This window comes from Eubacterium sp. AM05-23, assembly GCF_003477535.1.
GTDB classification, from domain to species: domain Bacteria; phylum Bacillota; class Clostridia; order Eubacteriales; family Eubacteriaceae; genus Eubacterium; species Eubacterium maltosivorans.
Genome location: NZ_QUDF01000012.1, coordinates 107,710 through 119,666, shown reverse-complemented (window position 1 = coordinate 119,666; position 11,957 = coordinate 107,710). Strand labels below are relative to the sequence as shown.

Here is an 11,957-nt window from a genome sequence, read left to right as displayed (position 1 = left end):
TCTTTCAATTATCCATTAAGTCTTGTAAAGACCGGTTATCAATGATGTTATTAATGCTGTCTCTGATTTCCATCCAGAGTCCTCTGGTGACACATTCTCCCGACTTCTGGCAGACATAGCCCTCAGGGCCGCCGACGCAGTCGGCCAGCTCAATAGGGCCTTCCAGCGCGCGGATAATCTCACCAACACTGATGTCCTTGGGTTCTCTTGAAAGAATGTACCCACCTTTCGCGCCTCTTAAACTGACGATCAGTCCCGCCTTTTTAAGGGTCGAAAAAAGCTGTTCCATATAGGAGTCTGAAAAATTCTGTTTTTCTGCTATCTCTTTTATTGATACTGGCCCATTGCCATACCGGCACGCCAGCTCATACATAGCCAGTACACCGTACCGGCCCTTTGTGGAGAGTCTCACTGTGGCACCTCCTTTTTAATTCCCAGTATTCCACCTGGAATTTAATAGTATTATAGCACAGTTCCGCATTAATGCAAGATAAAATTTTGTTCTTTGGCATTTTTTCAGGAAAAATTATTATTTTTCTCCAAAATAAAAACATCTGGATATAAAACTGCTATCCAGATGTTTCAATTATTTATTCTGCTTCTCTCAATCGTTCCACCAGCGTTTCCTTTTCAAAGCTGCGGAGTGCAATTTTTGAGATAAGGTATGGTACCAGAAGCAGGATTACCGCGTAGGCCAGCACATAAAAAACCGGAAACTGGTAAATCATATAGTAGACTCCAAGCTTTCCAAAGGCCCAGCAGATCATATAGCCTGCTGCGGTGCCGAGCGTCAGAGTGATAAGCAGATTTCCCGCGGCCAGAAGCATCCCCTCGCCGAGCACCATCTGGCGGATCTGCCTGCGGCTCATGCCAATGGATTCCAGCATGGCCAGCTCCTGCTTTTTAGACAGGATGTTGGTAATCAATGTATTGACAAGATTGATCATACTGAATGCGATGATAAACAATGCCAGCCCCAGCGCAGTAGCTGAGAGGGTCGCAATGCTTCCCGCATCCTGTTCTCTCTGTTCCTGAAGCGTTGACAGAGCAAGGTTTGGATTGCTGTCTACCAAAGCCCGCAGCGGCTGCTCAACCGCAAATTCCATAGAAGGCTCTGTCGAAACAATAAAATCCTTATCAAGATTAAAGGGCACGATGGACTGGAGGACCTCCTGAGGCATCATAAACCATCCACTGATGGGCTTCGGATAGTCTGTGCTGATCATACCTGCTATTTTTACCTCTTTGGGTACCACGGTATCGCCATTGTAAAAATAGAGGGTTAACGCATCGCCAACCTCAAAATGCCAGCCATAAATTTCCTGCACCACCGAGTTGGCCTGAAGAAGGATGGTGTCGCCTTTCAGCATTGCATCGTAATCCAGGTTCCCATCCTCCAGGTATTTTTCAAGCTCCTGAGCCTGCTCTCTGGTAAATGGGGAGATGTTATCCTCAACATGGACAAGATCCTCTTTAGGATAATCAAATTCAACAGAGGTCGCCTGGTTACTGCGGATACCATCCACCCCAGGGATGGACAAAATCTGGCTTTCAAGCGTGTCGGTGAAAGGGGAATTCTTCTGAAGTCCTGCTATACCGTACTCTGAGAGCTCCATAGCGTTTCCTGAAAAAGAAACGATGTATTCCGAATCCGCAAAATCGCCCTGACGCGAATACATTTCTTTATCAAAGGAATTGACAAAGGTCGCTGCCGCCATAAATAGAACGCCGCCGATCCCCAGCGAGAGAACTGTCATAAAAACTTTTTTCCGGTTTCTGGCCGAGTTCATGGCTGCGAGATGCAGCGGGCTGATTCTCCGGTGTACCTTTTTGGTTTTCTTTTTCCTGCCGCCGGAGTAAGCCGAATATTTCGAAGCCTCAATGGGCGAAATTGACGCCGCGATTGAGGCAGGCTTCCGAACGGAAATCAAAACAGTGATCAGGTCAATCACGAGCACCAGCAGCGCTACCAGCAGTGTATTTAAAAGGCTCCATCCGTCAGGCTTCAGAAAATAGGCGATAACACTGCCGATAATAACCCCCACCGGAGCCGATACGGCAAAGAGATAGACGCCTTCGCGGGTAACCAGCCGCCGCACCTGTTTTTTGGTCGTGCCAATGGTCCTCAGCTGTCCATACTGGCGTATCCTGCCAACCACCGAGATATAGAAAACGCCATAGATAACCAGAACACTGGCGAGCAGTACAACAACTCCCACACACGCAGCCAAAGCGATTTCCGGAGTATCTGCTGTCAGGGTGTCCAGAAAATGATCGTTTGGATTCATGTCCTCCCGCGGTATTCCCGCATCACCGCCGACTGAATAAATCGCCGCTTTACAGGTTTCCTTGCCCATCTTCTCTGCCCCTGAAAGCCGGACATAGGCCTCGTAGGGAATGTTTTTCATCTGAGGGCCATTTTCGGCGTAGGCCTTTGAAAAGACCAGCGTATACTGCTTGCTTCCCATTGTTCCCTCAATAAAGCCGCTGACCTTGAAGCTTTCAGTTGCTCCGTTCAGGAAAGTTACGGTAAATTCTGTTCCAAGCTCTGCCGGCTTGCCGATCTGTTCCAGGTATTCTCGTGAAACCAACATCTCATTTTCCTGTACTGGCAGCTTTCCGTCCAGCAGGTCCATTGTTTTAATATCCATGGAATTGCCATCCACATAGACAGGCACCAGCGTATAATTGTCGATTTCTACCGCCTGTCCCCTTTTTCCGAGCGTCAGGTAGGAAACTCGTGAATCCTGTGTCAGGCGATGCAGTTTGTCATCTGTCAGGTTATAGTAAATCGCATGCTGCGCTCTGGCCATGGCACGTTTATCCGCTTCTTTCATCTCGACGGTAAACAGGCTCATAACCATCAGGAGGCTTACAGATAAAATAATGGTGACAGCAATAAAGGCATTGCGCATTTTGCTCGTTTTAATGCTGTCTCTGGCAAGCTTTCCGATAACTTTTCCATTATTATTTTTTTCGTAATTCATTGCCGTTACCTGCCGTTTACGATCTTGCCGTCCTCAATACGGATAACCTCATCCGCCAGCTGGGCAATTTCTTCATTGTGCGTAATCATGACAATGGTCTGGTTAAACCGGGCGCTGGTTGCCTTTAGCAGGCTCAGAACATCCTGGCTGGTCCGGCTGTCCAGGTTTCCTGTCGGCTCATCTGCCAGAATAATCGCCGGCTTTGTCGCCAGTGCTCTGGCGATGGCGACACGCTGCTGCTGTCCGCCTGACAGGTTTCCCGGCAGGCTTGTCAGCTTTTCCTTAAGCCCAAGCATTTTGACAATACCGCCCACAAAGCGTTTATCTGCTGTATTACCGTCCAGTTCAATGGGCAGTACAATATTTTCGTATACATTAAGGATAGGCACCAGGTTGTAGTTTTGGAAAATGAAGCCGATCTGGCGTCTTCTGAAGATGGTCAGCTGCTCGTCGTTCATGTCAGACAGCTCCTTGCCGCCTATCTTTACACTGCCAGAGGTCGGCTTATCCAGCCCTCCTAACATATGCAGAAGGGTTGATTTTCCACTTCCGGAGGTTCCCACAATGGCTGTAAATTTTCCTTGTTCAACCGATAAGGACACACCATCCAGTGCCTTTACCATACTCTCGCCGCTGCCGTAATGCTTTTTCAAATCCGTTGTTTTTAAGATCTCCATTTTCTGTCTCCTTTATTTGCTGACTTAATCTTATCACCTGAATGTTTCAAAAAGCTCTCGATTTGAAAAAAGAATGTTACAGTTTTGAGAGATTGCTCATCAACCGGCCTGATTCGGCAGAAATACTGAAAAAACAGAGCCTTCACCTTCCCGTGAGGCTACTTTAATGTAGCCCTGCTCTTTCCCGATAATCTCGCGCGCCAGATAAAGCCCCACGCCGATGCCAGGGGTACTGTGGACCTTGGATTCTCTGTAAAACCGTTTAAAAATATCATTGATATGTGTCTCAGAAACGCCGATCCCTGTATCCGCAATTTCTATTTTTGTGTACATCTCCCACTGTTCTGCTGAAACAGATACCTTTCCACCCTCCGGGGTGTATTTAACCGCGTTTTCCAACAGATTAAAAAGCGCTTCGGCCGTCCATTTTGTATCGTGATAAAGCTCCAGCGTCTCGTCACACACCACGTTTACGGTGATCCCCTTTTTTTCTGCCGGCATAGTAATACCGCTGATTGCCTGGGCAAGAGTAGGATAAAAGACCTGACGCTCAGCCTTTAATACGATCTGTCCGTTTTCCAACCGTGATATTTTTGTCAGCACCTGGATCAGAAAGTCAAGCTTTTCCACCTGATTTTGAAGCCCATCCAGAAAGAAAAGCCTTTTTTCCTCTGGAACCTGAGGATTCGTTACGGTATCCGCGTACATTTTTATATTGGCAATAGGCGTCTTAAGCTGGTGTGATATGTCTGAAATAATCCTCTGAACCGCCTGCTTTTGTTCGCTGCTCTCTTGGGTGGCGGCATTGGTAATATCATATAACTGATTCAGCTTCATCTGCACTTTTGAAGACAGAGTTTCCTCCTCCAGGTTAAAGGACTGTATCCCTTCGTTCTGGATCAAGCTGTCCAGACTTGAGCAGAGCTCATCCGCAAAGGAAACAAAGCGCCGTCTGCAAATCAGCTGAAAAACATAGAAAATCCCCCAAAAAGCCACTGCAAAAATTATCGCGGCCGCACGAAGCATCATGCCCGTATCACGATCGGTCAGGGCAAAGACCAGCACCGCGAAGGCCGCAGTCAAAATACTCATAACAGCAATACTGATCCACTCCTGCAGCACAGTGGATACTTGTCTTTTACGCATCCCCTTCACCGGTCCATTCATAGCCCATCCCATAGATTGTTTTAATATAGGCAAAGGTATCGTCTGATATTTTTGAACGCAGGCGGCTGACATTGATCGTAAGGGTATGCTCATCAACAAAATTTCCCTCATTGTCCCACAGACTTTCCAAAAGCATTTTCCGGGTCAGCACCCTGCCGGGATTTTTACAGAAAAGCTGCAGAAGCTTAAACTCTGTCGGCGTCAGCACCAGTGGCTCTCCGTTTTTGCTAGCCGCCCGTTTCTCAAAATCAATCTCAAGGTTTCCACAGATAAACAGCTCTTTTCTGCTGACTTCACTTCTTCTGAGAACCGCGTTGATGCGTTTAATCACGATCTTTATGTTAAAGGGCTTGGTAATATAATCATCTGCTCCCAGCTCGAAGCCTTTCAAAATATCATCGTCCAAGTCACAGGCTGTTAGAAAAACCAATGGAGTTCTGTCCTGGAGCCGCAGCTTTTTCGCCAGACCAAAGCCATCGCCATCCGGAAGATTCACATCCAAAATCACCATATCCCAGTGGTCTTTCTCAATCCTTTTTCCAGCGTCTTCAAAACGCTGTACCAAAGTGGTTTTGAAGCCCTCAAGCTCCAGATTATAGCAAAGACCTGCGCCCAGCATTTCATCGTCTTCCACTACAAGAATACTCTTCATTTTATGCTCCTCTCTGGAATATTGTCATCATTCTAATATTTTATCCTAACTTATAAGGAAAGAGAAGTTTCTTTTTTAAAAAAGCATTTCCTTTTCATCTGCTTTCGGGTATGATCATAAGGGCCTACTGCCTTTTTTGTGCAGGAACTGCGAGGAAACTTTTCTCATTTGATGGTAAACTTTTGTTGTAAGGAGAGTGTTAAACATGGAATGGATTCAAAGACTCAACCAGGCTGTCAATTACATTGAAGAAAACCTGAGCGGCACCATTGACTATAGTACAGCTGCCAAAATCGCCTGCTGCTCAACCTTTCACTTTCAAAGGATGTTTTCATACATTGCAGATATACCGCTTTCCGAGTATATCCGCAGGCGCCGCATGACCGCAGCCGCATTTGAGCTTCAGACAACTGCTGCAAGGGTAGTGGACATCGCACTGAAATATGGGTACCAGTCCCCTACCGCTTTTACCCGCGCATTCCAGAGTGTTCACAGTGTACCACCCTCTTCCGCCAGATCAAAAGGAATTTCTTTGAAAGCCTATCCACGGATTACCTTCTCTATTTCAATTAAAGGAGATACCGAAATGAATTACAAAATTATTGAAAAACAAGCATTTAGAATTGTAGGTGTGTGCAAATCACTGGACGTAAACTTTGAGGAGAGCTATAAAAAGGTTCCTGCTCTCTGGCAGGAGGCTGCCAAAAAGAACCTGATCCCACAGCTTGTACCGCTTATGGATAAAGAGCCCTTTGGTGTGCTGGGAGTGAGCTCCAGCATGAACGAAAAAACCTTCGACTATTATATTGCCGTTGCGACAGACAAATCTTTGCCGCAGGGGATGACTGAGTTCACCATCCCTGCCGCCACATGGGCTGTTTTTGAGTGCATCGGCCCTATGCCTCAGGCCATCCAGACCCTGCAGCGCCGCATTGTCACCGAGTGGCTGCCAAACTCTGGCTATGAATACGCCAACGCGCCGGATATCGAGGTCTACGGCGAAGGCGACCAGCAGGCAGAGGACTACCGATGTGAGGTCTGGCTGCCGGTTTCAAAAAAATAGAAATACAAAAACAGACCATTCAAAATAAGAATGGTCTGTTTTTCTGTTATGGTCTAAGCCCAGAGCCTCCCTGAAGCGTAATGGTTTCACCACTGATAAAAGAAGCGTCCTCACTGGCCAGAAAAACACAGGTACGTCCAATATCCTTTTCGGCGTCACCAAAACGGCCGAGCGGTACGCCCTTAATGGTTTTTGCGTATAGCTCCGGATACTCTTCCTTCCATTTTGCCAACCCCGGTGTTTCTACCAGGGGGCAGACCACATTGACATTAATGCCGTACTGTCCCCATTCCGTAGCCGCTACTCTTGACAGTCCCCGGATTCCCTCTTTCGCTGCAGCATAGGAGGATTGTCCCTCTCTTCCCGACAAACCGGCTCCTGAAGCAAAATTAATGATGGCGCCATGACTTTCCTTGAGATACGGAAAAGCTTCTCTCATGTAGAAAAATGTCGCGTAAAGTCCTGTATTGATGGCAAGGTCAAAGTCTTCCTTTGTGTGATCCTGCAAAAGCACGCCGGATTTTGAGGTTTGTGCATTGTTGATTAACACATCGATATGTCCAAAACGTTCAACGGTCTTTTCAATGACGTTTTTAACTGCGGCTTCGTCGCTTCCATCCGCTGTTACTGTCAGCACCTCAACATGGTATTCCGACTCGAGTTGTTCTTTTGCCTGCTCGAGGGTAGAAGGAGTTCTTCCGGTCAGTACAAGGGAGGCACCCTCACTGGCAAAGGCTTTGCTGACGCCAAAACCGATTCCCTTACCGCCGCCAGTTATAATAACGACTTTGTTTTTCATTCTCATTTTAGTCATCCTTTCTGTGTCAAAGATTAAATTTTCTTTATCTTCGGGGTATTATAAAGTATTTTTTTATATCTGTAAATAATTGTTAAATATTTGTCTTTCAGCCTGCGTTGACATAGCTAAAAAATTAGGATACAATTTTCAAAGCATTAAATTTAAAATATTGAGGTTATCATTATGGCCATTAGACAAATAAGAAAACTTCCAGACGACATTTTACACAAAAAATGCCGTCCTGTTGAAACCATTGATGAACGAACACTGGAATTAATAAAAGACATGACAGAAACCATGTACCAGCTTCCAAACTGCGGCGGCCTTGCCGCCAACCAGGTAGGCGTACTAAAACGTGTGGTTGTCATTGATGTAGGGGAAGGCCTCTACCAGCTAGTTAATCCAAAGATCATCGAAGCGGAGGGCGAACGCGTTGTTGTTGAAGGCTGCATGAGCTCTCCCGATGTATGGGGAAAGGTCAAACGCCCCGAACGCGTTGTCGTTGAGTACACGACACCAGAGGGGGAGGTGCTCCAGAAAGAAGCGGAAGGACTGCTGGCAAAATGCTTCTGCCATGAGCTCGACCATCTGGACGGCATCTTTTTTACCGATAAGGTTATTGAGTATGTCGATCTCTAAATCAAAAAGAGTACCTCTTTTATAAGCGGTACTCTTTTTAAATAGCATTCCGATTCAATGGCAGGCTCAGCCCTTGCCTTCAATCACTGCTATAATCTTTCCATATTCTTCGCTTAAGGCTTCAAAAACAGGTTCAAGGTCTGCGCAATCATTCCTTCGTACCTTTTCCACCATTTCTGCCGCTCTTTCACTCAGAAGATCAAACCCAAGGTTTGCGGCTGTTCCCTTCAATGTATGGGCCTCACGTTCAATACGCTCATAATCCTTGTCTGCCACTGCCTGTTTTAACGCATCATAGGTTTCATCCTTTGGAAATTTGAGTACAAAGCGTTCGAGTAAGGCTGCATTGTTAGAAAAACGCTGCAAGACTGTTTCCAAATCAATTCCAATTGATCCCAGCCCTTCTAAAATATCCATCTTGTCTCTCCTGTTCTCATTTTTTATCATCTTACATACTTTTGACCGACCAAGATAATACTAACGTTATATTAAATTATAGTACAGCCCACTGAAAAAGACAAGAAGTATAATTGCTTTAAAGACAACTGTTCAAACATTGATTTATACAGTCCCCAACATCTCAGTACTGCTCCGCCTTCTGTTAAGACTGGTATTCTGCCAGCTTAGCTTCCAGCTCTTCAAGGGGACGCCCGCCCACAAGGCTTTCTTTTACTTCGCCGTCCTTGAAGATTTTTAGTGTCGGAACACTCATAACGCGGTATTCAGAAGCTAAATCGCTGTCCGCGTCAATGTCCACCTTAACAATTTTAACATCTTTTACCTTTTCAGCCAGTTCATCGAGAATCGGGGAGAGGGCTTTACAGGGCCCACACCATGTCGCGAAAAAATCGACCAACACAACACCCTTTCCATTCAATACTTCTTCATTAAACTCCTGTGTATTAATTACTCTTGCCATTATCGTTACTCCTTTGTCTATATTTATTAAATTATTCTTTATACTGCAAACAAATCATTCAGTGCTTCACTCATCGTAGGATGTGTAAAGATCTGATCCCTTAAGACTGTATAATCCAGGCCTGCGTCCATTGCCAGTTTCACAATGTTAATCATTTCATAGGATTCTTCACAGAAAAGCATGGCTCCTAAAATTTTATTCGTATCGGCGTCAATAACAGCCTTTAACAGACCCACTGGTTTCCTCAGCACCTGGGCCTTTGGTATGGCTGCGGCGGGCAGTTTGGAAATCTTCACATGATAACCCTGAGCTGCTGCTTCTTCTTCGTTAAGACCAACGCGTGAAAACGGCGGATCAATAAAGACACTGTAGGGAACTGTCCGGTCGTTGCTGGCGCGTTTACCGCTGCCTGCCAGCTGATCCTTGACAATTCTAAAATCGTCCAATGAGACATAAGTAAACTGTAATCCCCCCGCGACATCGCCCATTGCCCAGATATTGGGAGCGCTTGTCCGAAGCTTTTCATCGACTTTGACTGCGCCTCTTGGCGTTTTTTCAACACCGGCGGCTTCGAGGTTAAGACCATCTGTGTTTGGTTTCCTGCCAGTGGCAATCAAGACCGCGTCTGCGCTGGCTGACAGTGCTGTGCCGTCTTTTTTATAATGCACGACTGCTTCGTCCCCGGCATTTTCGATTTCCTCGGTTTGGACGTTCATTTCAAAACGCACCCCTTTATCCTCAAATGCCTTTTGAATCGCTTCTGCAATGTCACGGTCTTCACGCGGGATTAATTTATCCTCAATCTGGTATACAGTAACCTCTGCGCCAAAATCTGTATACATTGATGCGTATTCCAGTCCAATATAGCCTCCGCCGATAATTGCCAGACGCTTCGGCAGTACGTCAAGCTCCATCAGGGAATCACTGGTATAAACATAAGGATTTCCTTCAATACCCTTAATGGGCGGAATCACTGAAACGGATCCGGTATTGATAAAAATCTGGTCGCCTTCAACCTCAAAGGTTTCCTCCGCGGTCTCAATCTTTACACGGTTGGCGGATACAAAGCTGCCAAGGCCGTTATAGACTGTCACATTATCTAAATCATTCAGCTTATCAAAGTTCTTTTTTCTCAACATGCCTGTCAACCGGCGCTTTTCCTCCACCGCTTCCCAGTATAGGCGGTTCTTTTCATCATAGCTGCCTGGTTTTTGAATGACTGAAGCCTTAGCGCTGTTAACCAGCGACTTTGTAGGGATACACCCGACATTAATACAGGTTCCGCCGTACATTTTATCTGATTTTTCAATCATAGCAACCTTTTTTCCCATACCTGCCAAGCTGCCCGCCAGCGTTTTTCCACCTTTTCCAAAACCGATAATCACTGCATCATAGTGTTTCATTTTTTCTCTCCTGTTATTTTTTTATGAACCAAAAATTTTAAGGTCTATATCGCCAACTGTTGTTTTTTCCAGCTCCTTTTTTCCAACTGCGTCAAGGGACATAAAAATTTCATCCATTATATCTGCCATGCCAGAGGCAATCAGACAATCCATTTCCGAATCCCCGGAGCGCCACGAGGTCGAAACTACCTTTCCGCCAATCGCTTCACAGATCGAACGAAGATCCACCGCAAAAGGGTCTAAGTCAAAATAATAGCCACCTTCACTGCCGCTCTTTGTTTTAACCAATCCTGCTTTTTTTAGCTTTGCCATCACCTTGCGGATTCTTGCAGGATTGGTACATACATTTTCGGCAAGGGCCTCGCTGGATAAAATCTCACCCTGATGGTGGTTCAGAAAGACCAGGGCGTGAACCGCAATACTAAATTCGCCAGTCAATTTAATCACTCCGTTTCATAGGGCCATGTGTTAATCCCACCAAAATCATAGATATTGGTATAGCCTAAAGCTACCAGCTTCCTTGATGCCTGTTCACTGCGCTTCCCGCTCCGGCAATACACCAGAATTTCCTGGTTTAAGTCCGGCAGCGCCTCGGGCTTCTCATCACCGATGGTATCCAGCGGGACTAAAACCGCATCTTTTATATGCCCTTCTTTATACTCATTTTCCTGTCTCACATCGACAATTACAATATTTTCATGCTCATCCATTCTTTTTTTTGCTTCATCCTGAGAAATTTTATGATATTCTGCTTTCACCGTATTTTTATCTCCTTCTTGTTCAGATTGGCTGCTGCCTCCAGAGGGCTTTGCTGTACAGCCTGTATATATTGATGCTGCTAATACCAGCAGCATTAAAATGATTATACCCTTTTTCCTCATAAACCCTCCTTTTGTAATCACGTTTGTTACACTTCTTGATTGTAATTATAAAAGTTACACTTTGTTTTGTCAAGCTCTTTTTAAAAAAACATGTTATTATTGCCAAACATATATGCTATACTAGTACTTAAAGCAACATCAGGCACGGCCTCATCTGTAGATTTTAAACTGATAATGGAGTACCCATGCAAATAAAAAAAGAAGAGATACGTCAGGAGATTCTTTTGGCGGCAGAGGGTGAATTTTACAAGCGCGGCTATAAAGATGCTTCAATGCGCACCATTGCCAAAAAAGCCAACACCACTTTGGGTAATATTTATAATTATTTTGAAAATAAAGAAGCTCTTCTCGACGCAGTGATCGGCGATATTCCTGAAAAAATCAACGCCATGATCAAAAGGCACCGGGAATTTCCGGTTGGCGCCTTTACCAAAGATAATTATCTCGCAATGATCGGCGATATTCTTCCTGAAGTTTTCCCTTTAAATCTGTTGATGAGCAAAGGGATCGTCATTCTGTTGGAGGGCTGTGAGGGAACAAAATATACGTTTCAACGCGACCGCCTGCTTAAGCTTTTTTCTGAGCATCTTGCCGAGCATCTCGGGCTTCCTCAGGATGATAATCTCAGCGCTGCAATGCTTACGGGAACCATTGCGGCCTTCCTTTCAATTGCAAAAAGCAGCAAAAGTCTGGAAGAACGCAAGCAGGATCTTTACGATTATATCGTCACCCTTGCTTTTGGTCTCCCAAACCTTACAAATTCCTGATAT

Annotated in this window: 14 protein-coding genes; 3 read left to right on the top strand and 11 right to left on the bottom strand. The window is 45.4% G+C overall.

Annotation, left to right across the window (positions count from 1 at the left end; translation table 11 throughout):
• Nucleotides 1-4 precede the first annotated feature (4 nt).
• From DW091_RS15875 to DW091_RS15855, 5 genes are all read right to left on the bottom strand, one after another.
• Complete coding sequence (locus tag DW091_RS15875; protein ID WP_058693612.1) at nt 5-412, bottom strand: Rrf2 family transcriptional regulator; 408 nt, start codon at nt 410-412, stop codon at nt 5-7.
• A 178-nt stretch (nt 413-590) separates the two neighbouring features.
• Entirely contained in the window at nt 591-2,987 is a 2,397-nt protein-coding gene (locus DW091_RS15870; RefSeq protein WP_118518646.1) for an ABC transporter permease, read from the bottom strand.
• A 5-nt stretch (nt 2,988-2,992) separates the two neighbouring features.
• Nucleotides 2,993-3,664 (bottom strand): ABC transporter ATP-binding protein, encoded by a 672-nt coding sequence (locus DW091_RS15865; RefSeq protein ID WP_058693610.1) that lies wholly within the window; start codon nt 3,662-3,664, stop codon nt 2,993-2,995.
• Nucleotides 3,665-3,763: 99 nt separating this feature from the next.
• Nucleotides 3,764-4,810 (bottom strand): HAMP domain-containing sensor histidine kinase, encoded by a 1,047-nt coding sequence (locus DW091_RS15860; RefSeq protein ID WP_224168822.1) that lies wholly within the window; start codon nt 4,808-4,810, stop codon nt 3,764-3,766.
• Nucleotides 4,803-5,483, bottom strand: coding sequence for a response regulator transcription factor (locus tag DW091_RS15855; protein WP_118518645.1), 681 nt, complete (start codon nt 5,481-5,483; stop codon nt 4,803-4,805). Before DW091_RS15855 ends, DW091_RS15860 begins: the two co-directional genes overlap by 8 nt.
• A 205-nt stretch (nt 5,484-5,688) precedes the next feature.
• Here DW091_RS15855 and DW091_RS15850 point away from each other — a divergent pair, with 205 nt between their 5' ends.
• A complete protein-coding gene (locus tag DW091_RS15850; protein WP_058693607.1) occupies nt 5,689-6,546 on the top strand; it encodes an AraC family transcriptional regulator in 858 nt (285 codons plus the stop codon).
• A gap of 46 nt (nt 6,547-6,592) precedes the next feature.
• Here DW091_RS15850 and DW091_RS15845 read toward each other — a convergent pair whose 3' ends face one another.
• Nucleotides 6,593-7,351 (bottom strand): SDR family oxidoreductase, encoded by a 759-nt coding sequence (locus DW091_RS15845; RefSeq protein ID WP_058693606.1) that lies wholly within the window; start codon nt 7,349-7,351, stop codon nt 6,593-6,595.
• Between the two features lie 177 nt (nt 7,352-7,528).
• Here DW091_RS15845 and def point away from each other — a divergent pair, with 177 nt between their 5' ends.
• Nucleotides 7,529-7,984 carry a peptide deformylase gene (def, locus tag DW091_RS15840; RefSeq protein ID WP_058693605.1) on the top strand — a complete coding sequence of 152 codons (456 nt, stop codon included), beginning with the start codon at nt 7,529-7,531 and terminating at the stop codon, nt 7,982-7,984.
• 66 nt (nt 7,985-8,050) lie between these two features.
• Here def and DW091_RS15835 read toward each other — a convergent pair whose 3' ends face one another.
• The 5 genes from DW091_RS15835 to DW091_RS15815 all read right to left on the bottom strand — a co-directional run bounded on the left by DW091_RS15835 (nt 8,051) and on the right by DW091_RS15815 (nt 11,187).
• Nucleotides 8,051-8,401, bottom strand: a complete 351-nt coding sequence (locus DW091_RS15835; RefSeq protein WP_058693604.1) for an Hpt domain-containing protein — start codon at nt 8,399-8,401, stop codon at nt 8,051-8,053.
• A gap of 184 nt (nt 8,402-8,585) precedes the next feature.
• Complete coding sequence (gene trxA, locus DW091_RS15830) at nt 8,586-8,903, bottom strand: thioredoxin (RefSeq protein WP_058693603.1); 318 nt, start codon at nt 8,901-8,903, stop codon at nt 8,586-8,588.
• Between the two features lie 38 nt (nt 8,904-8,941).
• Nucleotides 8,942-10,306, bottom strand: a complete 1,365-nt coding sequence (locus DW091_RS15825) for an FAD-dependent oxidoreductase (protein WP_118518644.1) — start codon at nt 10,304-10,306, stop codon at nt 8,942-8,944.
• A gap of 21 nt (nt 10,307-10,327) precedes the next feature.
• Nucleotides 10,328-10,744 (bottom strand): Rrf2 family transcriptional regulator, encoded by a 417-nt coding sequence (locus DW091_RS15820; protein ID WP_058693601.1) that lies wholly within the window; start codon nt 10,742-10,744, stop codon nt 10,328-10,330.
• Nucleotides 10,745-10,749: 5 nt separating this feature from the next.
• Nucleotides 10,750-11,187 (bottom strand): rhodanese-like domain-containing protein, encoded by a 438-nt coding sequence (locus DW091_RS15815; RefSeq protein WP_074617501.1) that lies wholly within the window; start codon nt 11,185-11,187, stop codon nt 10,750-10,752.
• A 185-nt stretch (nt 11,188-11,372) separates the two neighbouring features.
• Here DW091_RS15815 and DW091_RS15810 point away from each other — a divergent pair, with 185 nt between their 5' ends.
• Nucleotides 11,373-11,954, top strand: a complete 582-nt coding sequence (locus DW091_RS15810) for a TetR/AcrR family transcriptional regulator (protein ID WP_118518643.1) — start codon at nt 11,373-11,375, stop codon at nt 11,952-11,954.
• Nucleotides 11,955-11,957 lie beyond the last annotated feature (3 nt).

Bases quoted from the DNA above. Each gene is read 5' to 3' on its own strand.
- DW091_RS15870 (WP_118518646.1), bottom strand. From the start codon at position 2,987: ATGAATTACGAAAAAAATAATAATGGAAAAGTTATCGGAAAGCTTGCC.
- DW091_RS15865 (WP_058693610.1), bottom strand. From the start codon at position 3,664: ATGGAGATCTTAAAAACAACGGATTTGAAAAAGCATTACGGCAGCGGC.
- DW091_RS15860 (WP_224168822.1), bottom strand. From the start codon at position 4,810: ATGCGTAAAAGACAAGTATCCACTGTGCTGCAGGAGTGGATCAGTATT.
- DW091_RS15855 (WP_118518645.1), bottom strand. From the start codon at position 5,483: ATGAAGAGTATTCTTGTAGTGGAAGACGATGAAATGCTGGGCGCAGGT.
- DW091_RS15850 (WP_058693607.1), top strand. From the start codon at position 5,689: ATGGAATGGATTCAAAGACTCAACCAGGCTGTCAATTACATTGAAGAA.
- DW091_RS15845 (WP_058693606.1), bottom strand. From the start codon at position 7,351: ATGAGAATGAAAAACAAAGTCGTTATTATAACTGGCGGCGGTAAGGGA.
- def (WP_058693605.1), top strand. From the start codon at position 7,529: ATGGCCATTAGACAAATAAGAAAACTTCCAGACGACATTTTACACAAA.
- DW091_RS15835 (WP_058693604.1), bottom strand. From the start codon at position 8,401: ATGGATATTTTAGAAGGGCTGGGATCAATTGGAATTGATTTGGAAACA.
- trxA (WP_058693603.1), bottom strand. From the start codon at position 8,903: ATGGCAAGAGTAATTAATACACAGGAGTTTAATGAAGAAGTATTGAAT.
- DW091_RS15825 (WP_118518644.1), bottom strand. From the start codon at position 10,306: ATGAAACACTATGATGCAGTGATTATCGGTTTTGGAAAAGGTGGAAAA.
- DW091_RS15815 (WP_074617501.1), bottom strand. From the start codon at position 11,187: ATGAGGAAAAAGGGTATAATCATTTTAATGCTGCTGGTATTAGCAGCA.
- DW091_RS15810 (WP_118518643.1), top strand. From the start codon at position 11,373: ATGCAAATAAAAAAAGAAGAGATACGTCAGGAGATTCTTTTGGCGGCA.